This is a genomic window from Amycolatopsis silviterrae (assembly GCF_042684085.1).
Classification (GTDB): domain Bacteria; phylum Actinomycetota; class Actinomycetes; order Mycobacteriales; family Pseudonocardiaceae; genus Amycolatopsis; species Amycolatopsis silviterrae.
The window spans coordinates 364091-390570 of the sequence record NZ_JBHUKS010000011.1 but is presented as its reverse complement, the minus strand read 5'-3'; the positions used below and the strand labels follow the sequence as shown (position 1 = coordinate 390570).

24 protein-coding genes are annotated in these 26480 nt (G+C 70.7%); 7 read left to right on the top strand and 17 right to left on the bottom strand.

The window, feature by feature from the left end; all coding sequences use genetic code 11:
- Nucleotides 1-78: 78 nt before the first annotated feature.
- The 3 genes from rpmA to ACFSVL_RS17345 all read right to left on the bottom strand — a co-directional run bounded on the left by rpmA (nt 79) and on the right by ACFSVL_RS17345 (nt 4157).
- Nucleotides 79-336 (bottom strand): 50S ribosomal protein L27, encoded by a 258-nt coding sequence (gene rpmA / locus ACFSVL_RS17355; RefSeq protein WP_116200471.1) that lies wholly within the window; start codon nt 334-336, stop codon nt 79-81.
- 48 nt (nt 337-384) lie between these two features.
- The gene (gene rplU / locus ACFSVL_RS17350; RefSeq protein WP_009081084.1) at nt 385-699 is read right to left on the bottom strand and encodes a 50S ribosomal protein L21; all 315 of its coding nucleotides are present in this window, start codon (nt 697-699) and stop codon (nt 385-387) included.
- A 161-nt stretch (nt 700-860) separates the two neighbouring features.
- Nucleotides 861-4157 (bottom strand): translation initiation factor IF-2 N-terminal domain-containing protein, encoded by a 3297-nt coding sequence (locus tag ACFSVL_RS17345; RefSeq protein ID WP_378305317.1) that lies wholly within the window; start codon nt 4155-4157, stop codon nt 861-863.
- Nucleotides 4158-4667: 510 nt separating this feature from the next.
- Here ACFSVL_RS17345 and ACFSVL_RS17340 point away from each other — a divergent pair.
- A complete protein-coding gene (locus tag ACFSVL_RS17340; protein ID WP_378305315.1) occupies nt 4668-6101 on the top strand; it encodes a S8 family peptidase in 1434 nt (477 codons plus the stop codon).
- Nucleotides 6102-6119: 18 nt separating this feature from the next.
- Here ACFSVL_RS17340 and ACFSVL_RS17335 read toward each other — a convergent pair whose 3' ends face one another.
- From ACFSVL_RS17335 to ACFSVL_RS17310, 6 genes are all read right to left on the bottom strand, one after another.
- Nucleotides 6120-6959, bottom strand: a complete 840-nt coding sequence (locus tag ACFSVL_RS17335; RefSeq protein ID WP_378305313.1) for an ABC transporter permease — start codon at nt 6957-6959, stop codon at nt 6120-6122.
- Nucleotides 6959-7765, bottom strand: coding sequence for an ABC transporter permease (locus ACFSVL_RS17330; RefSeq protein ID WP_378305311.1), 807 nt, complete (start codon nt 7763-7765; stop codon nt 6959-6961). Before ACFSVL_RS17330 ends, ACFSVL_RS17335 begins: the two co-directional genes overlap by 1 nt.
- The gene (locus ACFSVL_RS17325) at nt 7765-8706 is read right to left on the bottom strand and encodes an ABC transporter ATP-binding protein (RefSeq protein ID WP_378305309.1); all 942 of its coding nucleotides are present in this window, start codon (nt 8704-8706) and stop codon (nt 7765-7767) included. The genes ACFSVL_RS17330 and ACFSVL_RS17325 overlap by 1 nt, the downstream gene beginning before the upstream one ends.
- Before the next feature lie 279 nt (nt 8707-8985).
- Complete coding sequence (locus ACFSVL_RS17320) at nt 8986-12339, bottom strand: phosphodiester glycosidase family protein (protein ID WP_378305307.1); 3354 nt, start codon at nt 12337-12339, stop codon at nt 8986-8988.
- A 106-nt stretch (nt 12340-12445) separates the two neighbouring features.
- Nucleotides 12446-13171, bottom strand: coding sequence for a maleylpyruvate isomerase family mycothiol-dependent enzyme (locus ACFSVL_RS17315; RefSeq protein WP_378305305.1), 726 nt, complete (start codon nt 13169-13171; stop codon nt 12446-12448).
- A 9-nt stretch (nt 13172-13180) separates the two neighbouring features.
- Nucleotides 13181-14020, bottom strand: coding sequence for a helix-turn-helix transcriptional regulator (locus tag ACFSVL_RS17310; RefSeq protein ID WP_378305303.1), 840 nt, complete (start codon nt 14018-14020; stop codon nt 13181-13183).
- 86 nt (nt 14021-14106) lie between these two features.
- On the opposite strand from ACFSVL_RS17310, the gene ACFSVL_RS17305 reads away from it, so the two are divergent.
- Complete coding sequence (locus ACFSVL_RS17305) at nt 14107-14877, top strand: SDR family NAD(P)-dependent oxidoreductase (protein WP_378305302.1); 771 nt, start codon at nt 14107-14109, stop codon at nt 14875-14877.
- 62 nt (nt 14878-14939) lie between these two features.
- Here the strand turns inward: ACFSVL_RS17305 and ndk are convergent, their stop codons facing one another.
- The 3 genes from ndk to ACFSVL_RS17290 all read right to left on the bottom strand — a co-directional run bounded on the left by ndk (nt 14940) and on the right by ACFSVL_RS17290 (nt 17552).
- Nucleotides 14940-15350 carry a nucleoside-diphosphate kinase gene (gene ndk / locus ACFSVL_RS17300; protein WP_020660996.1) on the bottom strand — a complete coding sequence of 137 codons (411 nt, stop codon included), beginning with the start codon at nt 15348-15350 and terminating at the stop codon, nt 14940-14942.
- 71 nt (nt 15351-15421) lie between these two features.
- Complete coding sequence (locus ACFSVL_RS17295; protein ID WP_378305301.1) at nt 15422-16981, bottom strand: alkaline phosphatase D family protein; 1560 nt, start codon at nt 16979-16981, stop codon at nt 15422-15424.
- A 97-nt stretch (nt 16982-17078) separates the two neighbouring features.
- A complete protein-coding gene (locus ACFSVL_RS17290; protein ID WP_378305299.1) occupies nt 17079-17552 on the bottom strand; it encodes a GNAT family N-acetyltransferase in 474 nt (157 codons plus the stop codon).
- 53 nt (nt 17553-17605) lie between these two features.
- Between ACFSVL_RS17290 and ACFSVL_RS17285 the strand changes: the two genes are divergently transcribed.
- Nucleotides 17606-17986, top strand: a complete 381-nt coding sequence (locus tag ACFSVL_RS17285) for a VOC family protein (protein ID WP_378305297.1) — start codon at nt 17606-17608, stop codon at nt 17984-17986.
- On the opposite strand, the gene ACFSVL_RS17280 is transcribed toward ACFSVL_RS17285, so the two are convergent.
- From ACFSVL_RS17280 to folC, 3 genes are read right to left on the bottom strand one after another with little or no spacing between them, the layout of a single operon-like run.
- Nucleotides 17970-18236: a hypothetical protein gene (locus tag ACFSVL_RS17280; protein WP_378305295.1), complete on the bottom strand. Its 267-nt coding sequence runs from the start codon at nt 18234-18236 to the stop codon at nt 17970-17972. The genes ACFSVL_RS17285 and ACFSVL_RS17280 overlap by 17 nt on opposite strands.
- A gap of 3 nt (nt 18237-18239) precedes the next feature.
- Nucleotides 18240-18653: a DUF4233 domain-containing protein gene (locus tag ACFSVL_RS17275; RefSeq protein ID WP_378305293.1), complete on the bottom strand. Its 414-nt coding sequence runs from the start codon at nt 18651-18653 to the stop codon at nt 18240-18242.
- Nucleotides 18650-20329 (bottom strand): bifunctional tetrahydrofolate synthase/dihydrofolate synthase, encoded by a 1680-nt coding sequence (folC, locus tag ACFSVL_RS17270; RefSeq protein ID WP_378305292.1) that lies wholly within the window; start codon nt 20327-20329, stop codon nt 18650-18652. The genes ACFSVL_RS17275 and folC overlap by 4 nt, the downstream gene beginning before the upstream one ends.
- A 168-nt stretch (nt 20330-20497) precedes the next feature.
- Between folC and ACFSVL_RS17265 the strand changes: the two genes are divergently transcribed.
- Both ACFSVL_RS17265 and ACFSVL_RS17260 read left to right on the top strand, forming a co-directional pair.
- Complete coding sequence (locus tag ACFSVL_RS17265; RefSeq protein WP_378305290.1) at nt 20498-21130, top strand: class I SAM-dependent methyltransferase; 633 nt, start codon at nt 20498-20500, stop codon at nt 21128-21130.
- Between the two features lie 94 nt (nt 21131-21224).
- Nucleotides 21225-22103, top strand: coding sequence for an SGNH/GDSL hydrolase family protein (locus tag ACFSVL_RS17260; protein ID WP_378305288.1), 879 nt, complete (start codon nt 21225-21227; stop codon nt 22101-22103).
- 265 nt (nt 22104-22368) lie between these two features.
- Here the strand turns inward: ACFSVL_RS17260 and ACFSVL_RS17255 are convergent, their stop codons facing one another.
- Nucleotides 22369-24996: a valine--tRNA ligase gene (locus ACFSVL_RS17255; protein ID WP_378305286.1), complete on the bottom strand. Its 2628-nt coding sequence runs from the start codon at nt 24994-24996 to the stop codon at nt 22369-22371.
- Nucleotides 24997-25056: 60 nt separating this feature from the next.
- Here ACFSVL_RS17255 and ACFSVL_RS17250 point away from each other — a divergent pair, with 60 nt between their 5' ends.
- Nucleotides 25057-25395: a hypothetical protein gene (locus ACFSVL_RS17250; RefSeq protein WP_378305284.1), complete on the top strand. Its 339-nt coding sequence runs from the start codon at nt 25057-25059 to the stop codon at nt 25393-25395.
- Nucleotides 25396-25399: 4 nt separating this feature from the next.
- Here ACFSVL_RS17250 and ACFSVL_RS17245 read toward each other — a convergent pair whose 3' ends face one another.
- Nucleotides 25400-25897 carry a hypothetical protein gene (locus tag ACFSVL_RS17245; RefSeq protein WP_378305282.1) on the bottom strand — a complete coding sequence of 166 codons (498 nt, stop codon included), beginning with the start codon at nt 25895-25897 and terminating at the stop codon, nt 25400-25402.
- Between the two features lie 81 nt (nt 25898-25978).
- Here ACFSVL_RS17245 and ACFSVL_RS17240 point away from each other — a divergent pair, with 81 nt between their 5' ends.
- Nucleotides 25979-26425 (top strand): MarR family winged helix-turn-helix transcriptional regulator, encoded by a 447-nt coding sequence (locus ACFSVL_RS17240; protein WP_378305280.1) that lies wholly within the window; start codon nt 25979-25981, stop codon nt 26423-26425.
- The last annotated feature ends 55 nt before the right edge of the window (nt 26426-26480 follow it).

Sequence of the window (26480 nt, the reverse complement as noted above, 5' to 3'; positions counted from 1 at the left end):
AAACAAACGAGGGGTGGTGCCGGAGTTATTCCGGTCCCACCCCTCGCTTGGAGGTTCTGACGCTGCTGAGACCGTAGATCAGGCCTCGGCTGGCACGATGTTGACCGTCTTGCGGCCGCGCTTCGAGCCGAACTCGACCGCACCGGCGGCGAGCGCGAACAGCGTGTCGTCGCCGCCACGGCCGACGTTCACACCGGGGTGGAACTTGGTGCCCCGCTGGCGGATCAGGATCTCGCCCGCGTTCACCTCCTGGCCGCCGAAGCGCTTCACGCCCAGTCGCTGGGCGTTCGAATCACGACCATTGCGGGAGCTGGACGCACCCTTCTTGTGAGCCATCGCTCAAGCCCCTTCCAGGAAAAGTTTCAGTCTCGAAAGTTCGAAGAACTACTTGGAGATGCCGGTGACCTCGACGCGGGTCAGCTTCTGCCGGTGACCCTGGCGCTTGTGGTAACCAGTCTTGTTCTTGAACTTGTGGATCCGGATCTTCGGACCCTTGGTCTGCTCGACGACCTTGCCGGTGACCGAGACCTTCGCCAACGCGTCGGCGTCCGTGGTGACCTCGCCACCGTCCACGAACAGCACGGCGGGGAAGGTGTGCTCGGTGCCCGGCTCGCCCTCGAGCTTCTCGACCTCGACGACGTCGCCAACGGCAACCTTGTACTGCTTGCCGCCGGTCTTGACGATCGCGTACGCCGACACGGATGTCTCCTGCATTACTCGACAATGGGTTAGGGGGCTGGCGCGGCCGGCCCGCCCGAAGACGGTCCAGGTGCTCGCGCAGCAACTCATGCTTGCGATGAGCCGTACTACAGGTTACGGGAGGCCCCGGGCGCTGCCGCACCCGGGGTACCCGTGGTGGATCAACTCTGGTCCGAAGCCTTCACCGGCGGCCCCGCCGGACGCGAAGCGGCGCGGCGCGGACGCCGCCGGGTGCTCCGCACGGCCGGGGCCGGGACGTCGACCTCGGGTTCCTCGCCCGCGTCCGCCTCAGCGGCTTCGGGCTTGGCTTCGGGCTGCTTCGCCTCGACCTCCGGCGCGGCCTGGCTGACCGCGGGCTCCGGCTGCTGGACGGCGGCCTCAGTCTTCTGCTCAGGCTGCGCGACCGTCTCCGGCTCCTTCGCCTCGACGGGCTCGGCTTCCGGAGCGGGGTGCTCGTGCTTCGCCTTGGACGCGTTGGCCATGGCCTGCACCGCCGACACCACCGACTCGCGCTGCTCCGGCGTCGGGGCCGGGGCGGCCTGCTCCGGCTTGGGCTCCTGGTGCTGCTGCTCCTCGCCCTTGCCGCGGCCGCGGGAACGCCGCGAGCTCTTGGTGTCGCCGCCGTGGCTGTGGCCGTTGTGCCCGTTGCTGCCGTTGTTCCCGTTGCCACCGCCGCCGGTGCGCTGCGGTTCGGTGGACACGACGACGCCGCGGCCCTTGCAGTGCTCGCACGGCGTGGAGAACGCCTCGAGCAGCCCGGTGCCGATCTTCTTGCGCGTCATCTGCACCAGGCCCAGCGACGTGACCTCGGCGACCTGGTGGCGCGTGCGGTCGCGGCCGAGGCATTCGGTGAGCCGCCGCAGCACCAGTTCGCGGTTGGACTCGAGCACCATGTCGATGAAGTCGATGACGATGATGCCGCCGATGTCCCGCAGCCGCAGCTGGCGGACGATCTCCTCCGCCGACTCCAGGTTGTTGCGGGTCACCGTCTCCTCGAGGTTGCCGCCCGAGCCGGTGAACTTGCCGGTGTTGACGTCGATGACGGTCATCGCCTCGGTGCGGTCGATGACCAGGTAGCCGCCCGAGGGCAGCCAGACCTTGCGGTCGAGCGCCTTCGTGATCTGCTCGTCGATCCGGTGGTCGGCGAACGCGTCGCCGGTGCCGGTGTAGCGCTTGAGCCGGTCGGTCAGCTCCGGCGCGACGTGCCGGACGTAGTCGTTGATCGTCTCCCAGGACCGGTTGCCCTGGACCTCCAGCTTCGCGAAGTCCTCGGTGAACAGGTCGCGCACGACCTTGACCAGCAGGTCCGGCTCCTCGTAGAGCATGGTCGGCGCGCCGCCCTTCTTGGCGGACCCGGCCGAGGCCTTCTCCTTGATGACGTCCCACTGCGCCTTCAGGCGGTCGACGTCACGGCCGAGTTCCTCCTCGCCGATGCCCTCCGAGGCGGTGCGGATGATGACGCCCGCGTCCTCCGGGACGATCCGCTTGAGGATGTCCTTGAGCCTGCGGCGCTCGTTCTCCGGCAGCTTGCGGGAGATGCCGGTGGCCCCGCCGGCCGGGACGTAGACGAGGAAGCGGCCGGGCAGCGAGATCTGCGTGGTCAGCCGGGCGCCCTTGTGCCCGACCGGGTCCTTGGTGACCTGCACCAGCACGCTGTCGCCGGTGGACAGCGCCTGCTCGATCTTGCGCGCCTTGCCTTCCAGGCCCGCGGCGTCCCAGTCGACCTCGCCCGCGTAGAGCACGGCGTTGCGGCCGCGGCCGATGTCGATGAACGCGGCCTCCATGCTGGGCAGCACGTTCTGGACGCGGCCCAGGTAGACGTTGCCGACGATCGAGCCGGTGCCCGACGACGTCACGAAGTGCTCGACCAGCACGCCGTCCTCGAGCACGCCGATCTGCGTGGAGTCGCCCTTCTCGGCGACGACCATGGTGCGCTCGACCGACTCGCGGCGGGCGAGGAACTCGGCCTCGGACAGGATCGGGGCGCGGCGGCGGCCCGCCTCGCGGCCGTCGCGGCGGCGCTGGCGCTTGGCCTCCAGCCGCGTGGAGCCGCGGACGCTGCGCACCTCGTCGCGCGCCGGGCGCTCGGCCTCGGCGGCCTTGGCCTGGCGGACGTGCGTGACGGTGTTGGGCGGGTCGTCGCCGCCGGTCGCCTCGGCCCCGTCGTCGTCCCCGCCCTTGCGGCGGCGGCGACGGCGGCGGCGCTTGCTGCCGCCGTCGGACTCGGCGTCGTCGTCGGAGTCCGCGTCGGCTTCGCCCGCCTCGTCCGGCTTCTCGGTCTTGTCCTTGCCGTCTTTGCTGTCTTTGGTGTCCTTGACCGGCTGGTCCTGCTGGCTGTCGGAGGTTTCGTCCTCGTTCTCGTTCTGGGCCTCGTCGCCGCCCTTGCCGCGGCCACGGCCGCGGCGGCCGCGACGGCGCCGGCGACGGCCGTTCGCGTCGTCGCCGTCCTCGTCGGGACGCTCCTCGCGGGACTCGCCCGAGGTCTCTTCTTCCGCGGTGTCGGCGGCACGGTCGGTCCGGCCGGGACGTTCGGCCTGCTCGGAAGCCTCGCCGACGCCGAACACCGGTTCGGGCTTGCTGCGCGTCTGCTGCGCGGGCTCGGGCGGCAGGAAGACCGGCGAGGGCGCGGCGAAGACCGGCACGTGCACCGGGCCGCGGGCCGGGGTGGCCTGCTCGGTTTCCTCCTGCCCGGCCGGGATCGCGGGCGCGACGGCCCGGCGGGCGCGCCGGGTGCGGCCGCGGGCGGGCTTCTCGCCCTCCGGAGCGGACTCCTGCTCGGCGGCTTCGGCGGTGGCGGTCTCCGCCGAGAACGGACGGGACGACCAGCTCGCCGGGACCACGGTGGTCGCCTGCTCGGCGGCGGTTTCCGGGGCACCGGTCTCGGAAGCAGCGGTCTCGGGGGCAGCGCCCGGTGCGGCACCGGTTTCCTGCTTGCCGCTCTGGGCGGCGGTGCCCTGCTCCGCAGCGGTTTTCTGCTCGGCGGCGGTGGCCTGCTCACGGCCCTTGACGGCAGCGTCCTGCTCGGCGGCGTCCGGCGCGGCGGTTTCCGCGGCGGTGCCAGCGCTCGGCGCGGCAGCGGCGTCCTGAGCGGCGGTCGCCTGCTCGGCGGAGTCGCTTCCGGCGACGGCCGCGGCGGTGGCTTCCTGCGCGGCCTCGGCGGTCGCGCTCTGCCCAGCCGCTCCGGCGGGCTCCGGAGCGGACTCGTCGGTGGTTCCGGCGGCCTCCGCGTCGAGGATCACCGCCACGCGGTGCGCGACCTCCTTGGTCACGCTGGACTGGGCGCTGCGGGGGCTCTCCCCCAGCTCGGCGAGCTTGCCGAGCAGGTCGCGGCTGCTCAGGCCGAGCAGCTTGGCCAGCGCGTGCACGCGGATGCGCGGCGGCAGCTCGCCCAGCCTGCTGGTCGTGGGTGCGACGGTATTCCCGCCGGTCTGATCGGCGGGTGTGTCCGCGTTCGACATATGTCTCCTCCGCCCCCGGGCGCGTCAGCCGGTTCGCACCGGTGGTGACGCGGCCGCGCAGGGGCCCTTTCTGTTCCGTGCCCGCCGTGGTGGTGACCAGCGGCGGGAATCCTGCTGGCAGCCGTGCGGTCCGCCGGGTCGGCGGCCGCGCGGTTCCTGGTCTGCTCGGCGGGGTGCCGGCCTGCTCGCGACCCCCGGGCCACCCGCCACGACATCGACCTTGGCCCGGCCTCCCGGGGGCGACGCGCGTGGTGCCGGTCCGGCACTCCTCCGGGCCGCTCACGACGCGAACAGGATGCCCGTCGGCGCAGCGGCCAACGCGAGTATCCCACACCCGGGGGCGCACCCGGTGTAGTCGGTGCCCCGCGGCAGGCGCCCGGGCGCGCCGCGCTCATGCACCCGGGCGAACTTCCGCGCTTCGCTTGTCGCGCCGGGCCCGGGGTGGTTAGCGTGCGGGCTCGGGCGCTCGCGCGGGCGCCCGGCATAACCCCGCGCGCGGTGGGAGGTCCGGTGTCTGTGCTGGCGCGGCCGTTGCGCGCGGCCGTGTGCTCCCTCCTGGTCCTCGCCGGATGCGCCGCGGTTTCCCCGCAGGCCGTCGCGAGTCCGGGATGCGCCTCCGGCGGGCGGGCGGCGCGCTACGTCGTCGCGTTCGACCGCGGTACCCCGGAATCTTCCGCCCGCCAGCAGGCGAGCGCGAGCTGCGGGCAGCTCGCCGGCTATTACCCGCAGATTTCCGTGGCGGTCGTCACGTCAGCCGATCGGGCGTTTCCGGATCGGGTCGGCCCGGAGCGGGCGTTCAGCGCGCAGGCCACCCGGACGGCCGCCGAACAGCCGGGCGTCGCCGCCGCCCAGCCCGCGCGGTCCCAGCTCCCGCTCAGCGACCCGGCGCGGGTCCCGGCCACGGACCTTTCTTCGCAGCAGTGGGACATGAACCTGATCGGGGCCCCGGCCGCGCACCAGGTCACCGGCGGGAACCGGGCGGTGGTCGTCGGCGTCCTGGACTCCGGTGTCGACCCGAAGCACCCCGACCTCGCCGCCGCGATCGACCCGGCCGATTCCGCCGGCTGCCTCACCGGCGTCCCCGACCAGAGCCCGGCCGCGTGGCAGCCGACGACCTCGGTGCACGGCACGCACGTCGCGGGCATCGTCGCCGCGGCCGACGACGGCAAGGGAGTGACCGGCGTCGCACCCGGCGTGCGGATCGCGTCGGTGAAGGTGATCGACGACCGCGGCTACGCCGATCCGGAGGCGGCGGTCTGCGGGATCATGTGGTCGGCGGCGAGGCGCCTGCCGATCACCAACAGCAGCTGGTTCGTGAACCCGTGGTCGCTGTCCTGCGTGCGCGGCAACGACCGCGGCGTGGTGCACGAGGTGCTGGCGCGGGCCGTGGAGTACGCGACCTCGCAGGGCACGCTGAACGTCGCGGCCGCGACCAACGAAGCGGTCGAACTCACGCCCTCGGCCCGCTCGGGTTCGCCGTCCGCCGCCGGGAAGTGCGAGGCGCTGCCCGCCGGGCTGCGGGACGTGGTGACCGCGTCGGCGGTCGGCCCGGACCGCGTGAAGTCGGGCTACAGCTCGTACGGGCTCGGTGTGGTCGATGTCACCGCGCCGGGCGGCGATGACGACCGGTGCGTGGTTTCGACCGTGCCGGGCGGGTACGCGCCGCTGTGCGGGACGTCGATGGCCGCGCCGCACGTCGCGGGCGTGCTGGCGTTGCTCAAGTCGGTGCATCCCACGTGGACAGCCGCCGAGCTGCGCCGCGCGCTGGACTCCCGCGCGACGCCGATGGCGTGCCCGGACAACTACGACCTGACCGGCGACGGCGCCCAAGACGCCTACTGCTCCGGCTACGACGGATACAACGGCTTCTACGGCCACGGCATGGTGGACGCCCGGTCCGCGGTGGCACCCGCGCGGACCGGACTGCCCAGCCCGGCCCGCTGACCGGATCGCCCTCGGCCCTCAGGTAAGCAGCAGTTTCGCGATCCTCCTTGTCGCGCCCCAGATCCCGACCGCAGCCAGCACCAGCAGGTACGCCAGGTTGCCCAGCATGCTCCAGGAGAAGATGCCGGTGGCGAGCCCGCGCATCAGCTCGATCCCGTGGTACAGCGGGAAGCAGCGGACCAGCCACTGCAGCGCCTCCGGGTAGACCGTGATCGGGAAGAACGTGGTGGAGAACAGGAACATCGGCATCAGGACGAGCTGGATGTAGTCGAACTGGGACGTCGACTTCAGGAAGCTCACCAGCGTGATGCTGATGGCCGCGAACGCGAACGACACCAGCAGCGCAGCGGGCAGGAGCAGCAGCGCCCACCACGAGGTGAGCAGCCCCATGCCGCCGGTGACCGCCAGGAACGCGACCGAGTAGAGACCGCCGCGCATCATCGCCCACGCGATTTCGCCGAGCGCGACGTCGAGCGGGCCGATCGGGGTGGCCAGCATCGCGTCGTAGGTCTTGGCGTAGCGCAGTTTGAAGAACAGGTTGTACGTGCACTCGAAGACCGCGCCGTTCATCGCCGACGACGCCAGCAGCGCGGGCGCGACGAACGCGACGTAGCTCATCGGCTGCCCGTCCGGCCCGGGCACGGTGGTGACCAGCTTGCCGAAGCCGACCTGGAACGCGAGCAGGTAGAACAGCGGCTCGAGCGCGCCGGACACGAGGATCGTCCACGACCGTCCGTAGACGGTGAGCGCGCGTTCGATCAGCGCGCTCGCGCGGCCGCTGTACATGCCCGCGGGCAGGACGCGGAGCAGAATTCCGCGCCGCTGCGGGAGAATCGGGGCGCTGCGCAGATCGGTCATCACGCCACCAGCCGTCGGTAGAAGCCGCGGTGCGCGATCGCCCAGCCGGCCGCGACCAGCACTGCCAGATACGCCAGGTGCCCGAGCACGGGCAGCAGGCTGTGCCCGCCGAGCGTGGCGGCGCGGGACAGCTCGGTGCCATGCCACAGCGGGGAAATCCAGGCGAGCCACCGCAGGTACAGCGGCAGCTGCGCGATCGGGAAGAACGTGCCGGAGAACAGCGTCATCGGGATGACCACGAACCGGAAGATCAGCCCGAACCGCTGTCCTTCGTCGAAGGTCCACGCCGCCAGCGCGGTGAGCAGCGAGCCGCAAGCGAGCCCGGTGAGCACGCCGACGAGGATCACCAGCAGCGCTCCCGCGTTCTGCCACGCGCCGAACAGCAGCGCGACGAGCGCGTAGACGGAGCCGGACAACGCGAGCCGCAGGGTGGTCCAGATCTGGTGCCCGCCGAGGACCTGGCCCGGCGACACCGGCGTCGCGGTGACCGCCAGATAGTCCTTCTGCCATTTGAATCCGCTGAGGACGGGATAGCTCGACTCGCCGACGCCCTGCTGCGCCGCGCCGGCCACGAGCAGCGCCGGGGCGACGTACACCAGGTACGACACGCCGCCGGTCGCCGGACCGGCTTGGACCTGCGAGCCGAACCCGAGGCCCATCGCGGCGAGGAACAGCACCGGCTGCAGGCCGGTGGAGTAGAGCGTGCTGACCCAGTGCCTGCGGTACCAGGTCCAGTAGCCCTCGACGCGCAGCCAGGCGCCGTGGAACCGGCCGACCACGCGGCCGGTGGCGGGTGTGGTGGTCATCAGTCCACCAGCGTCCGGCCGGTGAGGCGGAGGAAGACGTCCTCCAGGGAACTGCGCCGCACGAGACTCGACAGCGGGTGCAGGCCGCGTTCGTGGACGCGCTCCAGGGTGGTCTCGCCGGTCATCGTGTAGAGCAGCACCCGGTCCGGGAGGACCTCGACGCGTTCGGCCAGCCCGTCGAGCCGGTCAGCCGCGCCCTGCTGCTCCCCCGGCGCGAACCGCAGCTCGACGACCTCCCGGGTGGAGTGCCGGGCGATCAGGTCGGCGGGCGAGCCTTCCGCGGCGATCCGGCCGCCGTCCATGACGACCAAGCGGTCGCACAGCTGTTCAGCCTCGTCCATGTAATGAGTGGTGACGATGAGCGTGGTGCCGCGGGCCTTGAGCCGGAAAAGCCGGTCCCACAACAGATGCCGCGCCTGCGGGTCGAGGCCGGTGGTCGGTTCGTCGAGCAGCAGCAGCTCCGGGTCGTTGACCAGCGACCGGGCGATGGTGAGCCGCCGCTTCATGCCGCCGGACAGCGAATCGACCGGTTTCTCCGAACGGTCGGACAGCTGCGCGAACTCCATCAGCTCGACCGCCTTGCGCCGCACGTGCGCGCGGGAGAGGCCGAAATAGCGGCCGTAGACGTGCAGGTTCTGCCGGACGGTGAGCTCGACGTCGAGATTGTCCTCCTGCGGCACCACGCCGAGCCGCGCGCGGATCTTCGGCCCGTCGGTGTTCGGGTCCATGCCGAGGACGCGCAGATCGCCGTCGCTGCGCGGAGACACGCACGCGATCATCCGCATCGTCGACGACTTCCCGGCGCCGTTGGGCCCGAGGAAGCCGAACGCCTCCCCTGGCCGCACCTCGACGTCGATGCCGCGCACTGCCTCGAATTCCCCGAACCGTTTGACCAGCGCCTTCGCTTGCACGAGGGCTGGTTCCGTCGCCGAATCTCCCACGAGGAACGACAGTAGAGGGAGGGACCGACAATTCTCGACCGGTTTGCTCGGGACGCAGGATCCCCTCACGGACCCCATGCCTGGGACTCAAGGCGGTGCCATGGGTGCGGTCGAGGCGTGCTGGCCCGGGTCGACGGGACCGGCGCTAGTGCCGGGTTTGGTCGTCCGTGAGGGGAACCCTGACGGACTCTGATTCCCTCAGGGTTCCCCTCACGGACTTGAAGAACCGGTCATATAGGTCAATTCAGTCATTTCACCGTGATGGGTGGCCTTTCCGGATCAGCGCACCGTCACCGGCACCGACTGGGAAACCCCGTTCACGGTCACCGAGATCTGCGCCGTCCCCGGACGCAGCCCCCGCACCGTGCCGGTGGCCGGGTCCAGCGAGACCACGTCCCACGGCGCGGGCGGCCAGCTGCCGATGTGCACCCCGCGTCCGCCCCAGACCGCGCTCACCGGGTAGGCCACCGGAATCGACCGGCCCTCCTGCGTCACCGCGGCGGTCACCTTTCCGGTCCCGCCCCACGGCAGGGCGCCCGGGCCGGTCACGGTCAGCGCGTCGACGTTCGGGCGCGTCTCGAACCGCACCGGCTGGCTGCGGTCGGCCGGGTTGACCTGCAGCAGGGTCCAGCCGACGAACCCGCCGTCGCCGGGAGCGCCGGCGGGGGCCTTTCCGGAGTTGCCGTTCACCAAGTACGGCACGCCGTCCGTGCGCGACAGGCCGAACACGCCCGCGTGCGAAGCCAGCGAGGCGGCCGGTTTGCCGGACTTTTCCTCGAAACCGGTCAGCCACGTCTGCAGCAACGCGGCCTCCTTCCGGTCGCCCAGCTGCGAATTCCCGGTCGGGCTCGGGTCCTTCACCGGGTGGTGCATCGCGACGACCACACCGCGCACCGAACGGTCTTGCGCAGCGCTGTCGAGGGCTTCGCGCATCATGCGGACCTGGTCGAACCCGCCCGCGCGCAGCGAGCCGCGCGAGGAGTCCATCAGGATCAGCCGCACGCCGTGCACGTCGACCACACGGTGCGTTTCCCCGAAGGCGGCCTGGAAGTTCTTCAGGCCGTCGCCGCCCTCGGCCTCATGGTTGCCCGGCACGTAGTACCAGGGGACGCGGCCGTCCAGTTCTTCGGTGATGATCTTGCGCGCGAGAACGAAGTCCGGCGCGGTGCCGCGGTCCACGAAGTCGCCGTTGATCAGGACGAGGTCCGGTTTCGCGGCCACGGCTTCGCGCAGTGCCCGGCGGGCCTGGGCGACCAGCGGGCCGTCCGGGGCGTCGGCGGTGAACTGGGCGTCGCTGACGACCGCGACCTTCAGGCCGCCCTTGCCGAGCGTGCCGTTGGTGACCAGCGCCGGGTCCGGGACGGCCGGATCGTGCGGCACGGACGTGGTCGGCGCAACCTCGAAGGTGAGGTCGTTGAAGACCAACTTGCCCTCGTATTGCTTGCCTGCCACGGTTTCCACGGCGTAGAACCGGGTGAACCGCTGTCCGTCCGGCAGCCCGGCGGGCACCGCGGCGGTCACGTATCGCCAGCCGGTCCAGTCGACGTTGCGCGAAAGGTCCACAATGGACGCGGTGTTGGCACCGTCGCGGAGTTCCGCACGGATCCAGGAACCCTTGCCGTCGCCGTTGATCCACATGCCGATCTTCTGCGTGCCGGCCGGCACCGGGATCGGGTTGGCGGCGTTGACGTACGCGGCGCGGGTTGCGGTGGTGCCGGTGAGGCGGTAGTCGAGCGCCAGGCCCTTCCCGCCATTACGTCCGTCCGCCGAAGAAAGCGCAGCGCCGACGACGGCCGGGTACACGGTGGCAGACCAGCCTTCCGGGCCAGCCAGCGAAGCCGCGACGCGCGCTTCAGTGCCCACAGAAGCCGCTAGGTGCATGGTCTTCCCACCGGCGTGCACAGTGACCGCAGTAGCCCCGGACGCGGTCTTCGCGGTGACTGCGAACCCCTTGCCCGACGGCTCGATCTTCACCACGGCGGGGTCGTATTCAAGCTTCACGTCCGACGGCTCGATCCAGGTGCCGTAACCGTCCGCGTCGTAGCCGTAGACCTGAAACTCACCGCGCGCATCGGAGCCGGACAGCGCGACCTGCTTCGTGCTCGCGCCGAGGCGGACCGGCTTACCCAGCACAGTCAGCTTCGTCTGGCCTTTCACGAAGTTTTGGTGCGCGGTGACCGTCACGTCGGCTCGCGCGTCCGGGTGCAGGAAGTCCGGCTGCGCGGTGAAGACGTTCTTCGTGACAGTGCCGCGGAACGGGTTCGACGTGGTCCAGAACGGCTTAGCGGCGACCGCCGCACCGGTCTCGTCGTGTCCGTTCGGCACAAGCGCACGGCTCAGGCCGGACAGCACGCGGGTCGAGTTGTCGCCCTCCTGTGCGGGGGCGGGCGCGAAGCCGCGAAGCCGTCCGCTGCCGGGGACGGTCGCGACGCCGATGCCGTTGGGCACCAAGCGTTCCCCGCCGTCCGAAGGCGAGTTCCGCACCGCCGGCGCGGCCTCTCCCTCGCCACGCGCGAGCAGCGTCGAGGAACCGCCGCCGTCGAGGTTGATCGCGTCGTTGGCGCCGAGCCGCTTCAGCTGCCGGGCCATCTCCAGCTCGGTCATCCCGCGGCTGTCGGCCTGACGGCCGTCGACGGTGACGAGCCACATCCGCTTGCCGTCCGCGGAGAAGCCGACGCCGGTACGCGGCGCGAGGGTGACGTCGTCGAGCTGCTGGAGCTGTCCGTCCTTCAGCAGCGTCTTGTTGCCGCCGACCGCGACAGCGATCTTGCCCGCGTCGGACCGCGGCGCGTACGAAACGCCTACGCGGTCACCAGCGTGCAGGGCCGACAACGCATCCGCGCCAGCCTCACGGCCGAGCAGCAGCGTGCTACCAGCCGGAATCGGGCCGTCGGCGGGCTTCGGCCGCACCTGCGTCACTACGCCGTCTCGGACCTCTACCTCGGCGACGCGCTGCGCGCCGGCAACCGACGTGGCGCGCGCCGAAGCGCCCCAGAGCGGCGTGTAGACACCGAGAGCGTCCTTCGCGAGCACCGGGCTGTTGAAGTTCGTAGCGGGGACAGCGCGGCCGTCCGGCAGCGTGACCGACGCTTCGAGGAAGATGTCGGCGAGCTTCGCGCGTCCCTCGGCGGTGATCGCGGCAGTGGTGTTGTGACCGGACGCGGGCGCGTTGTGCAGCTCGCCCTTGTCGATGCCGACACCGAGCGGCGCGCCGGAGGCGTTGATGTCGAAGAAGTCGCCGTTGACGCCCGCGACCGCACCGGCGCGAGCGACCTGCTGAGACAGCGGGGTGCGCGCGGAAACGGTGCCCGGGCTGAGGTAAGTCGGCTTCAGGACCTTGCTGGTGAGGTCGACGCTCAGCGCGTCGCCGCGGATCCAGCCCTTCGGGTCGAAGCGGTCGAACTGCGTGAGGTTCAGACCAGGCGCCACCGCGTTGGTGGCGCTGCTGGTCTCAAGCCCGTCGTCGGCGACAGGCGCCGCGGCGACGGCCGGGGCCTCACGAGCGGAAGAGAAGGCGGATGCGCTCTCGACCGGCGGCGGGCCGAGCGGAGCGGAGAGCGGGTCGGCTTGCGCCGGAGTGGCCAGCGGCAGCGTCAGCAGGACGCCGAGCAGCACGGATCTTGATCTTTTCACCAGGTACCCCACGATCGCGAAAATGGCTCAGACCAGCCAAATCCATCGGCGCGACCGCCGGAAGGCCCTGCGGTGAACGGGACCTGAATGGCGCAGGATGTTCAGCTCAGGGTGTCATGCGCGCGGCGAGAAACTCCTTCGCGACGCTCTCGTCGCCCGCGATCTCCGGCTGAAGGTCGGTGCGATTCCACAACAGCACCAGCAAATCCCGCGCGGGCGCCGCGACCGTGGCCACCGCTTCGCCCTCGCCCAGCTCGGGCGGTTCGCCGGGCACGACCGTCCACGCGTGCCCGGTGTCCGTGGCACGCAAGGCGATCGGCGCGGCGAGCGGAACCACGTGCTTCCAGCGGGCGACGCGCGGCAGCATCGTGCCGAGGACTTCGTGCACGCCGTCGGCGGCGATCAGCGGGTCAAGCTCGGCCACCGCGCCGCGGGCACCGAACAAGTCGACCAGGTGGACGGCCGTTTCGTGCACCTGGCGACGGAACCAGAACGCTTTCGTCTTCGCCGCGGCACCGAAAACCCAGCACGGATCGGCGGGATCGGCCGCTTCGAGCGCGTCCAGCAGCTCGGCGGCGCTCTCGGCGTACCAGGGCGCGAGATCGCCGCTCGGCGAGACGTCGAATTCCTGCTGGCTCAGCTCGCCGGTGCGGACGATCCCGGCGGCCCAGCGGTGCACGTTGCCGAGGTGCGTGACGAGGTCGCGTTTGGTCCAGTCGCCGCAGTAGGGCACCGGATTGCCCAGGTCGCCAGGGGCTTCCGCGGCGAACGCGCCGGTGAGCGAGCGGAGGTGCGGCAGGTAGTCGCGGGGCGGCAGCGGCAGAGCAGTCACCGAGGGAGGTTAACCGATGCGCTGGGTTCCGAGCACCGACAATAATCGCATCGCCTCCTCCCCCGGCGAGCCCGGCGCGGCGGTGTACAGCACTACCTCCTGGTCCCGGTCGGCAATGCCGAGCACGTCGCAGTCCACCGTCACCGTCCCGACGACCGGATGCTCGAACGTCTTGCTGAACGTCGATTCGGCCACCACGTCGTGGGTCGCCCACAGTTCGGCGAACTTCTCGCTGCCGGCGAGCAAATCCGCCACGAGAGTCCGGACCTCGGGGTCTTCCGGGTACTTCGCCGAAGAAGCCCGCAGCCGATTGGCCATGACACGGGCGAACGCCTCGGCTTCCACCAAGCCGTACAGGCGCGCCCGGCCGTGTTCCGGCGCTAGGAAGACGCGGCGCGGCAGGCTGCGCTCTTCCCGGGACAGCGCGGAGAAGTCCTCCAGCAGCGCGGCGGCGAGCGGATTCCACGCGAGCACCTCGTAGGTCGCCGAGAACACGATCCCGGCCGTCTGCGGCAACCGGTCCAGCAGGTCGAGGATGGTTTGCCGGACCGCGCGCGACGGGCCCCGCGCGGGCCGCGGCGCACCGGCGAGGTCGTGGAGGTGGTCGCGTTCGACGTCCGAGAGCCGCAGCGCGCGGGTCAGCCCGGCCAGCACCTCGTTCGACGGGTTCGGGCCGCGCGCCTGTTCGAGCCGCGTGTAGTACTCGACCGAGATGAACGCCAGCCGCGCGACTTCCTCGCGCCGCAGCCCGGGCGTGCGGCGACGCCTTCCGGCGGGCAAGCCCACGTCGGCAGGGGCGATGCGTTCGCGCCTGCTGCGCAGGAAACCCGCCAGTTCCGTTCGGTCCACCTGTCCAGTCTGCGCGGTCCGGACGGGCTAAGCCAGGTACACCCGATGCCTGGCTGCCGTCGCCGCGCCGAAGAACCCTCGTAGCCATGACCGAAACACGAACGAACAGCCTGCTCGACGGCAAGATCGCGTTCATCACCGGAGCCGGGCGCGGGATCGGTGCGGCGGCGGCGCGGTTGTTCGCCGAGGAGGGCGCGAAGGTCGTCCTGGCCGCGCGGACCGAAACGCAGTTGAAGGCAGTGGCCGAACAGGTGCGAGCAGACGGCGGCGTCGCGGACTACGTGCGGTGCGATCTCGCCGACCCGGACAGCGTTCAGGCCGCGATCGACCGGGTGCTGGAGCTGCACGGCCGCCTTGACCTCGCCTTCAACAACGGTGCGATCGCCACGCGGCCAAGGCCGCTGGACCAGGTGCCGCTGGCCGATTTCGACCGCCTGTACGAGGTGAATCTGCGCGGACCGTGGCTGGCGATGGCCGCCGAGGTGAAAGCGATGCGGGCCGGCGGCGGCGCGATCGTGAACACGTCCAGCATCGGCAGTTTCGGCGCGAACCCCGCGCTGCCTGTTTACGGAGCCGTGAAACGTGCGCTGAACAGCCTGACCGAATCGGCGGCGGTCGCTTACGGGCCGGAGGGAATCCGGGTGAACGCGATCACGCCCGGCACGACGATGACCGAGATGATCCGGAGGTGGGAAGCGGAATCGCCGGGATTGCTCGACCAGCTCGCCGAGACCACTCCCCTCGGCCGCGCGGCCGAACCCGCCGAAATCGCCGAAGCCGCGGCGTGGCTGCTGAGCGACCGCGCTTCCTACGTGACCGGCGCCGTCCTGCGCGTCGACGGCGGCGCCCGGGTCTAAAACCACGAACGCCGGGCGGGAACCGAAGTCCCTGCCCGGCGTTCGCGAGGTCTAGCTCCGGATCACAGGTCCGGGAACCACAGCTTCAGCTCGCGCTCGGCCGACTCCGGCGAGTCCGAGCCGTGCACCAGGTTGTACTGGGTCTCCAGCGCGAAGTCGCCGCGCAGCGTGCCCGGGGTGGCCTTCTCGACCGGGTCGGTGCCGCCGGCCAGCTGGCGGAACGCGGCGATCGCGCGGGGGCCCTCGACGGCCAGCGCGACGAGCGGGCCCGACGTGATGAACTCCAGCAGGTCGCCGAAGAACGGGCGCTCCTTGTGCTCCGCGTAGTGCTCCTCGGCGACGGAGCGCTCGACGGTGCGCAGTTCCAGCGCGGCCAGCTTCAGGCCCTTGCGCTCGATGCGCGAGACGACCTCGCCGACGAGGCCGCGCGCGACGCCATCGGGCTTGACGAGGACCAGCGTGCGTTCAGTCACGACGGTATTTCTCCTTGTACGGATTCGTGTTATTCGGGTGCCGAGCCTATCCGACGTGCTGGCCGGGCCGGTCAGCGACGCCGCGGCTGCAGCGTCTTCGACCACAGCGACGCCCCGGTCGCGTCGCGCAGGTCGACCGTCAGCGCGCCGCTCGCACCGTCCACATTCAGCTCGCCGAAGTGCTGGAACCCTTGCACCGGCGAGGAATTCTGCGTCTGCGGGGCGTGCACGAACACCGCTTCCGGACCGAAGGTCGGGTCGAGTTTGTTCGGGCCGAACGCGCCGGCGTTGAGCGGGCCGGACACGAATTCCCAGAACGGGTCGAAGTCCTGGAACGCGGCGCGCTCGGGCGAATAGTGGTGCGCGGCGGTGTAGTGCACGTCGGCGGTCAGCCACACGACGTTGCGCACGCGGTGGCGCGAGATCTGGTTCAGCACCCAGGCCAGTTCGGTCTCGCGGCCGCCGGGCGCGCCGGGCAGGCCGTTGGCGACCGCCTCGATGTCCTTGCCGTCCGGCACGACGAGGCCGATCGGCATGTCCGCCTGCACGATCTTCCACGTCGCGGTGCTGCGCCGCAGCGCGTCGGCCAGCCAGCGGGCCTGCGCCTCGCCGAGGATGTGGCCGGGCTTGGTCTGGTCCGAGGTGTTGGCGTCGCGGTAGGTGCGCATGTCGAGCACGAACACCTCGACCCGGCTGCCGTAGCGGAAGTTCCGGTACACCCGGCCGTCCACCGCCTGGCGCCGGTCGATCGGATGCCATTCGTGGAACGCCTGGAACGCGCGCCGGGCGAGGACGTCGGCCCGCTTCTCGGTGTATTCGGGGCGGTCGTTGAGGATTTCGCCCGGGTACCAGTTGTTGACTACTTCATGATCGTCCCACTGCACATAGGCGGGCACCTCCGCGGCGAACCGGCGGAAGCTGGCGTCGAGCCGGTTGTAGGCGTGCTGGCCGCGGTACTCGTCGAGGGTTTCGGCGACCTTCGACTTCTCCGGCGTCACGATGTTGTGCCAGGTCCCGCCGCCGCCCGGCAGCGTGACGGTTTCGGTGAGCGGGCCGTCGGCGTACACCGTGTCGCCGCTGTGCAGGAACAGGTCCGGACGGCGGTCGGCCATCGCGGAGAAGATGGTCATGCCGCCGAGCGCCGGGTTGATGCCGTAGTTCTGGCCGACGACGTCGCCGCTCCACAGGATCCGCGTGTTCGCGCGGCCGATCGGCGCGGTGGCGAAGCGCCCGGCGACCGGCTCGCTCGCGCTGCGGCCGTCGAGGTCCACCGCGGTGACGCGGTAGTGGTACTCGGTGCCCGGAGCCAGCCCGGCGACGCGCACCTTGCCGGTGCCGCCGGTCGCGGGCGTGACGAACGGGCCGGGCACCCGCCGCGCGTGCCGGAACGACGGGTCGCGCGAGATCTCGACCATCAGCCGCGCCGGGCGGTCGGCCTTCGACCACACGATGCCGGAGCCGGTCGTCACGTCCCCGGACGCGACGCCGTGGGCGAGCACCGGACGGTCGCGGCGGACGAGCGGGGCGGCCGAGGCGGAGCCGGGCAGCAGCAGCCCGCCTGCCGCGGCGAGCGCGGGCACGGCGATCCCGGCTTTGAGCACGGAGCGCCGCGAGGGGGTCGTTTCGGTCATGGCGGTGGTTCTATCCGGCGACCACGGCCAAGCGGCCAACTCGGGCTGACCGCCGGGTGAACGGGTCACTCGTAAGGAGGAAGCTCACAGCCGGTCGTCACGCTCGGTGGGCTTCCCGAACCATCTCGTGCTCGCACTCGCTCGGTTCGGACAGCGGGCGCGCCACGAACCCGTGCCGCTGATACAGGGCCAGCGCGTGCTCGTTGCCGCCCGCGACGCGCAACGCCAGCTCGCCCGCCCCGCGCCCTTCGCTCCACCGCACGACGGCCCGGACGAGCGCGTCCCCGACTCCCCTGCCGCGCGCCGACGGGGCGACCCACATCGACATCAGCTCGGCTTTGTCGCCGCGTTCGGAAAGGTGCCCGCTGACCATCCCCGCCGGAACGCCGTCGAGATCGGCGAGGACGTTGAGCGACACGTCGCGCAACCGGGCGCGCCAGCGCGGTTCGCCTTCGCCTTGCCAGTCCGCGAGTTTCGAGCTGAACGCCTCCGGGTCCGCCCGCAGCGCGGCCAGCCGGAGGTCGCGCCACTCCGCCCAGTTGTCCACGCTCAGCTCGCGCACCACGATCACACTTGCACCGTCGTCGTGGCGGCCCTTCCGTTACATCGGAATAGGGTGAACCCATGCGCATCGACCGGCTCGACCACCTTGTCCTCACCGTCGCCGACCTCGCCGCGACGGTGGATTTCTACACCCGCGTGCTCGGCATGACCGAGGTGACGTTCGGGGCCGGGCGCAAGGCGCTGACGTTCGGCACCAGCAAGATCAACCTGCACGAGGCCGGGCACGAGTTCGAGCCCAAGGCGGAGCGGCCGACGCCGGGCAGCGCGGACCTGTGCCTGATCACGGCCGACACCTTGGAGCAGGTGGTGGCGGATCTGGCGGCGGCCGGGGTGCCGGTCGAAGAGGGACCGGTCGACCGCACGGGGGCCACCGGGCCGATCCGCAGCGTGTACTTCCGCGACCCGGACCAGAACCTGATCGAGGTCAGCGTCTACCGCTGAGCCGCACCTCGCGGGAGTACACCGGCTCGGCGCCGGGTTCCGGGAAGCATTCGAGGCGCAGATCGCCGCGGAGGTCGTCGAGTTCGCCCGGCGCCTCCTCCAGCAGGGCGTCGGCCCACGCTTCGAGCGAGCCGTTCTTCAGCGCGTCGTTCGGGACCCGGCTGAACTCGCCCGGCCCCAGCGCCGCCCATCCCGGCTCGCCGTCCGCGCGGAACGACAGCCGCCACCAGTACGGTTGCCAGTAAGGCACCGGTCAGGCCTGCGGCTGCTGCTGGCTCGGCAGCGTCCCCGCGGCCATCCGGCGCGCGACGTCCCGGCGCAGCCAGAGGAACCACAGGAACGCGGCCAGGAAAATGATGCCGATGATCGCGATCGCCGGCTGTGTGATCCCGACTCCGATGATCGCCAGCTGCAGCAGGAGCACGACCGGCACCGCCCAGACGTGCTTCAGCATCCGGCACAGCACGATCAGCACCACGGCCAGCGCGATGATCGTCCAGCCGGTGAAGCTCGTGATGCCGCCGCCGAGTTTCGCGACGACCGGCAGCGCCAGCGCGACGGTGATCGCTTCCATGATCAGCGTTCCGGCCAGCACGCCGCGGAAGCCCTTCATCGGGTCCTTCGCGGGCGGCTTGGCAGGCTCATTGGCGGCGGGAGTCTCGCTCATGCCGGCTCCTTCCCGAACAGCGTCCGCGCGTCGCCCGCGGTGACCACCGAGCCGGTCACCAGCACGCCGCCGCCCGCGAGCGGTTCCTCCGGGTCGTCGTTCTGCTCCACGAGGCCGATCGCGGTCTCGATCGCGGTCTCCAGGTCCGGTTCGGCGAGCACGCGCTCCTCGCCGAAGATCGACGCGGCCAGCTCGGCCAGGTCCTCCACCGGCAGCGACCGCGGCGACGAGCTGCGCGTGACGACCACGTCGGTCACCACCGGCTCCAGCGCGTCCAGGATGCCGCGCGCGTCCTTGTCGGCCAGCACGCCGACGACCGCGACGAGCCGGCGGAAGTTGAACTCGTCGGTGATCGTGGTGGCGAGCGCCCGCGCGCCCATCGGGTTGTGCGCCGCGTCGACCAGCACCGCCGGGGCGGCCCGCACGCGTTCGAGCCGGCCGGGGTTCTCGACCTCGGCGAACGCCTCGCGCACCGCCTCCACGACGAGCTGTTTGTCTTTGCCCGCCCCGAAAAACGCCTCGACCGCGGCCAGCGCGAGCGCCGCGTTCGCCGCCTGGTGCGCGCCGTGCAGGGGAAGGAAGATCTCGTCGTACACGCCGCCGAGGCCCTGCAGCTTCAGCATCTGCCCGCCGACCGCGACCTCGCGTTCGAGCACCCCGAACTCGCTGCCCGCGCGCGCCACCGCGGCGTCGACCTCGACCGTGCGCTTCAGCAGGACGTTCAGCACCTCGGGGTCCTGCTCGCCGATCACCGCGACCGACCCCGGCTTGATGATCCCGGCCTTCTCCGCGGCCGCGTCGGCGGGCGTCGGGCCGAGGTATTCGGTGTGGTCCAGCCCGATCGGCGTGATGACCGCGACCTGGGCGTCGGCCACGTTCGTCGCGTCCCACGCGCCGCCCATGCCCGCCTCGACCACCGCGGCCTCGACCGGGGCGTCGGAGAACGCCGCGAACGCCATCCCGGTGAGCACCTCGAACTTGCTCATCGGCACGCCGTCCTCGCTCGCGCCGTCCACCATCGCCACGTACGGCGCGATGTCCTGGTACAGCTCGGCGTAGCGGGCGGCGGACACCGGACGGCCGTCGAGTGCGATCCGCTCGGTGACAAGCTGCAGGTGCGGGCTCGTGTAGCGGCCCGAGCGCAGGCCCATGCGGGTCAGCAGCGAATCGACCATCCGCGCGACCGAGCCCTTGCCGTTCGTGCCCGCGACGTGCACCACCGGATACCCCTGGTTCGGCTCGCCGAGCAGCGTCATCAGCGCCTGGATCCGGGCGAGCGACGGTTCGAGCTTCGTCTCCGGCCAGCGCTGGTTCAGCTCGGCCTCGGCGGCCATCAGGTCGCGGCGGGCCTCCGGGCCGTTCTCGTCGCCGAACTCGGCGGGCGCGCCCTCGTCGTCGAGTTCGTGCAGCTCGGCGCCCTCTTCGGCCCGCAGGTCCGGGACCGGGCCGAGCGCCAGGTTGTCCCCGAGCTGGCCGATGCCGCCGATCCCGCCGCGCGAACCGCCGCCGACGGTGTACGCCGCGTCCGGCGCGTCGAGGTCCGGCTCCAGCTCGTTCCCGGCGTCGTCCTCGTCTTCGCTGTGCGCCTGCGCGCCCAGTTCGTCGACCCCGGCGAAACTGTCCGGATCGGCGAGATCCGGCCGCCGGGTCTCCTCGGGCTCGTCACCGCGCGGCACTCGTGCACTCCTTGAAGTCGCTGTCCCGGCGCGGTCGCGCGACCGGGAAGACCAGGCGAAAGGTTCGGCCCAGCACGGTGTCGAGGGTACCCGGCGCCCGCCGCGCCCCCGGCGGCCCGGGGCCTCGGCGTGATCACGCCCGCGGTGACCCGTGGCAAAGTCGGGCGCATGCCCTTCGACCACAACCACCACTACCACCCGGCCCTGCTGCGGCTCCTGCCGCCGGGCCCCGGCCGTGCCCTGGACGTCGGCTGCGGCGACGGCCGCTTCGCCCGCAGGCTGGCCGCCGCCGGAATGACCGTCGAAGGCATCGACACGTGGGACGAAATGGTCGCCAGGGCCATCGCCGCCGGTTCCCCAGGACCGGGCACAGTGGAATACCGCCGCGCGGACGTGACCACCGAACCGCTGGACCTCGACGCGTACGCCTACATCTCCTGTCTCGCCTCACTGCACCACGTCCCGTTCGACACCGTCACGAGACTGCGCGACGCCCTGGCCCCCGGCGGCGTCCTCGCGGTGCTCGGCTGCGCCCGCCCCAGCAGCCTGAGCGACTACGCCCGAGAGTTCGTCTCCGCCCCCACGAACGCCCTGGCCAGGCTCATCGTCTTCGCCGGAGACCAGCTCAACGGCGGCGCGGACCCGGTCGCCAAGGCCCCCGTGCACATGAAATTCCCACCGCTGAACGACGTCCGCCGAGACGCGGCTCGCCTGCTCCCCGGCAGTACGGTCCGCCCCCTGGTGTTCTGGCGGTACCTGCTGACCTGGCGAAAACCCACAGATCACCCCGCAGCCGGGTGAAAACCCGCCGCGACCACCCGATCGGCGGAGAGCGCTCGCGCTCCGCTTGCCGAAAGGTAAGGCGGGTCGTACCGCTAGGGAGGACGGGGTTCGCATGCGCATCATCCGCATCGTGCTCGCCGCAATCGCGGCGATCGCACTGCTTCTGTCGACGGCGGCGGCCGCCAGCGCCGCGCCAAGGCACTATCGCCACTACGTCGCACTGGGCGACTCCTACACGTCGGGCCCGCTCATCCCGCTGCCCCGGCTGGACCCATTCGGCTGCTTCCGCTCGACGTCCAACTACCCGTCGCTGCTCGCCGACGCCCTGGACGTGGACCGCTTCACCGACATCAGCTGCGGCGGCGCCAACACGTCTCACATGACCAACCCGCAAAACGTCACGCTGGGCCAGAACGCCCCGCAGTTCTCCGCCCTGCGCCCGGACACCGACCTGGTGACGGTCGGCATCGGCGGCAACGACTCCAGCCTGTTCGGCACCCTCATCGACACCTGCCCCGGCCTGCGCGCCTCCGACCCGACCGGCAACCCGTGCCAGCAGCACTTCACCGTAGGCGGCGTAGACACAATCAAAGCCCTGCTGCCGAAAACGCAGGCAAGCATCCAGCAAGTACTGGCCGGAATCCACGAACGCTCGCCCCACGCGAAGGTGCTGGCCATCGGCTACCCGCGCATCGCCCCCGCAGAAGGCTATTGCCCGGACGTCCTGCCCTTCGCCAACGGCGACTACGCCTGGCTTTCCAGCGTGGAAGAGGCACTGAACGCAGCGGTAAGCAACGCGGTGGAAGCAGACGGCGATTCGTCCTATGTGGACACCTACACCCCGTCCTTCGGCCACGACGCCTGCCAGCCGCACGGCGTCGCCTGGATCAACGGCAAAGACCTGAACCTGCTGGCCGCAGCCCCCTACCACCCCCTCTACGCAGGCATGGCAGGCGAAGCAAAAGTAATCCGCCAACACCTGCGCAACTAACCCCAAGTCCGTGAGGGGAACCCTGAGGGAATCAGATTCCCTCAGGGTTCCCCTCACAGCCCTAAACCGCACCAGCGCACCCAACCCAGCGAGGCACCCACACCACCCCCGCACCCCGATACGAAGCCCAAATGCGGACGGCGGGTGCTTGTCAAGGCATCTTTCCCGCCTTGACAAGCACCCGCCGTCCGTCATCACAATTGGCTTCGGGGTGCCCTCTCAACCAGACAGGGCGCAATGTCGCCGCCAGGCGACGAGCCGCCCCTCAGGAACCAGGCAACGCAGCCAACCGAGCCTCAATCCGCCCGATATCAGCCACCGCGGTCTCCCGCCGCCCCTTGATCTTCTCGATCACATGCTCCGGCGCCTTCGCAATAAACGCCTCATTCCCCAACTTCCCCTCAGTCTGCGCCAATTCCTTCCGCGCAGCCCCGAGGTCCTTCTCCAACCGCTTCCGCTCCGCAGCAACGTCAATGGTCCCGGACGTATCCAGCTCCACCGTCACCACACCACCGCCGAGCGCCACTTCCAACGAAGCACTGACCGAGAACCCGTCCTCCGGCTCAGTAAGCCGAACCAACGACCGAATCCCGGCCTCATGCCCACCCGGGAACGCCTCCCCGGCCAACCGAGCCGCAACCTTCTGCCCCGGCTTCAACCCTTGATCAGCCCGGAACCGCCGAATCTCGGTAATCAGCTTCTGCACATCCGCCACCCGGGCATCCGCAACGGGATCGGCATACCCCTCAACCGCCGCAGGCCAAGCCGCAATCACCAACGACTCGCCACCGGTCAGCGCAGTCCACAACTTCTCAGTCACAAACGGCACGAACGGATGCAGCAACCGCAGCACCGTGTCCAGCACATGCCCCAGCACCTTCCGCGTAGCCTCAACTCGCGCGGAATCCCCTTGATACAGCTGAACCTTCGCCAGCTCCAAGTACCAGTCACACAACTCATTCCACGTGAACTGATACAGCGCATTGGCGACCTTGGCGAACTGGAAGTCCTCGAACAGACCGTCCACTTCGGACACCAACGCCGCAAGCCGCCCGAGAATCCACCGGTCCGACTCGGTCAGCTCATCGGCCGCGGGCAGCTCCCCGGAGACCGTAGCCCCGTTCATCATCGCGAACTTGCTGGCATTCCACAGCTTGGTGCAGAAATTCCGCGACCCGGCGGCCCATTCGTCGGCCAGCGCCATGTCCGCGCCCGGGTTGGCCCCCCGGGCGAGCGTGAACCGGGTGGCATCCGCCCCGTAAGCGTCCATCCACTCCAGCGGGTCAATGACATTCCCCCGCGACTTGGACATCTTCTTGCCGTTGGCGTCGCGAATCAGCCCGTGCAGATACACGTGGTCGAACGGCTGCCGCCCGTCCATCTCCTGCACGCCGAACATCATCATCCGGACGACCCAGAAGAACAGAATGTCGTACCCGGTCGACAGCACGCTGGTCGGATAGAACTTGGCCAGATCGTCCGTCGCACCCGGCCAGCCCATCGTCGACATCGGCCAGAGCCCGGACGAGAACCACGTGTCGAGCACGTCCGGGTCCTGCGTCCAGCCCTCGCCCGACGGCGGCTGCTCGTCCGGGCCCACGCACACGACCTCGCCGTCCGGCCCGTACCAGACCGGGATCCGGTGCCCCCACCACAGCTGGCGCGAAATCGTCCAGTCGTGCATGTTGTCGACCCAGTCGAAGTACCGCTTCTCCAGCTCCGCCGGGTGGATCTTCGTGCGCCCGTCCCGCACCGCGTCGCCCGCGGCCTGGGCCAGCTCGGCGACCTTGACCCACCACTGCAGCGACAGCCGCGGCTCGACGACCGTGTCGCAGCGGGAGCAGTGCCCGACCGCGTGCACGTACGGCCGCTTCTCCGCGACGATCCGGCCCTGCTCGCGCAGCGCGGCGACCACCGCGGGGCGCGCCTCGAACCGGTCGAGGCCCTCGAACGGACCGGGCACGGTGACCTCGGCGCGCTCGTTCATGACGGTCAGCATCGGCAGGTCGTGGCGGCGGCCGATCTCGAAGTCGTTCGGGTCGTGCGCCGGGGTCACCTTGACCGCGCCGGTGCCGAACTCCGGGTCGACGTGCCGGTCCGCGACCACCGGGATCTTCCGTCCGGTGAGCGGCAGCTCGATCTCGGTGCCGACCAGGTGCGCGTAGCGCTCGTCGTCCGGGTGCACGGCGACCGCGGTGTCGCCCAGCATCGTCTCCGCGCGCGTGGTGGCCACGACGATCGACGCGTCGCCGTCGCCGTAGCGGATCGACACGAGTTCGCCGTCGTCGTCGCTGTGGTCCACCTCGATGTCCGACAGCGCCGTCTGGCAGCGCGGGCACCAGTTGATGATCCGCTCGGCGCGGTAGATCAGGCCGGCGTCGTAGAAGTTCTTGAACACCGTCTGGACGGCCTTGGACAGGTTCTCGTCCATGGTGAAGCGCTCGCGCGACCAGTCGACGCCGTCGCCGAGCCGCTTCATCTGGCCCAGGATCTTGCCGCCGTACTCGGCCTTCCACTCCCAGACGCGCTCGACGAACTTCTCGCGGCCGAGGTCGTGGCGCGAGAGACCCTCGCCGGCCAGCTGACGCTCGACGACGTTCTGCGTCGCGATGCCCGCGTGGTCCATGCCCGGCAGCCACAGCACCTCGTAGCCCTGCATCCGGCGGCGGCGGCTCATCGCGTCCATCAGGGTGTGGTTGAGCGCGTGGCCCATGTGCAGGCTGCCGGTGACGTTCGGCGGCGGCAGTACGATCGAGAACGGCGGCTTTTCCGACGAGGCATCGGCCGTGAAGTACCCGGCCGCTACCCAGCGGTCGTACATCGGGGCTTCCTCGGCGGCCGGGTCCCAGGCACCCGGAAGGTCGGTTTTCTGCTGCGGAGCGTTCTCGGTCACAATGGACAAGTCTACGAACCCGCCGCGGCGGGGTTACGCAGGGGGAAAGGCGGTGCGCCGATGACTCGGCCGGAGGATCCGGACGACCGGATGGAAACCCATCCCGACCTCATGGACCCCGAATGGCGCAAGCACGCCCAGCGGGACGCCTGGCTCGGCGCGAAGAAGGACCTGAAGAAGCGGCGCAAGCGCGAACGCCGCAGCGCGCCGGCCCCGGTGTACGGCCGCGGCGGCGCGGCGCCGAGCCGCTGGCCGGGCATCGCGGCGATCGTCGGGCTCGTCCTGCTGCTCGCCGCCGCGATCGTGGTGCACCAGGTGCAGCCGGTCGGCGTGAACGACGGGAAGATCGGGTACATCGTCGGGCTCGGCTCGTCCGCGGAGACCAGCCAGCCGATCTAGGACGTCATCCGGATTTCAGGCTCAGGATCGCGGTGCCGTCCGCGATGCTCTTCACCGTCACCAGGCGTTTGACCTCGGTGCCGGGCATGTCCGGCGGTTCAGCCGAGCACCAGGTGATGTAGGCCGCGGCGGGGCCGCCCGCGAAGAAGGTAGCCGTGCAGCCGTTCTTGACGGTGGTGCCGATACTGGGCCCGTGGGACAGAACCATGCCCACCTCGACGCTGTCGGCGTTGATCTTCAGCACTTTCAAAGAACTGAGCCGTGCATCGGCCAACGGGATGGTGACCGGACCGGTCACGGCGACCTCGCAGGCACCGCCGGAACAAGCCGCGTAGTTCGTCCCGTCGCGGGCGCTCGGCGGCGCGGGCTTGGTCGTCGCAGGGCTCTTCGAGGCAGTCGAGGGCGTGCTCGCGGAACCAGTCACCTGCGTGCTGCACCCCGCCGCGACAGCTGTCGCCATCGCCACGCTCACCGCCCGGAAACGAAACGCCTGCCTCGTCATGCCGTCATCGTGAACCGCCCGTACCGGGACCAGTCCCGGCCGAGGATGCACAGGCTGAACTCAACAGGCTAGACTGTGCTTATGTCCGAAGACCCGTCCGTCCCGCCGCGCGTCGCCGAGTCCGCCGGCTGGATCCGCGGCGTCGTCGGCCAGCTGCACCGCAGGCTGCGGCAGGTCGACAACGCCGAGATCCTCACGCCGACCCAGACCGCGGTGCTCAACCGGCTGCACCGCGAGGGCCCGGCGACGCAGGCCGAACTGGCCGCGGCGGAGCACGTCCGGCAGCAGTCCATGGCCGCCACGCTCGGCGTGCTCGACACGCTCGGCTATCTGAACCGCACGCGCGACCCCGCCGACGGCAGGCGCGTCGTGCTTTCGCTGTCCGATCTCGGCGCCAAAACCGTCATCGGGATCCGGCAGCACCGCGACGAATGGCTCGCCGCCGCGCTGGCGGACGAACTGACCGAGGACGAACTCGAAACGGTCCGGCTCGCGCTGCCTCTGCTGCAGCGGATTGCCCAGCGCTGACCGGCCGAAACCTGAGGAGCACTGACGAACACCGCCACCGCCCCCGCGAAAACCC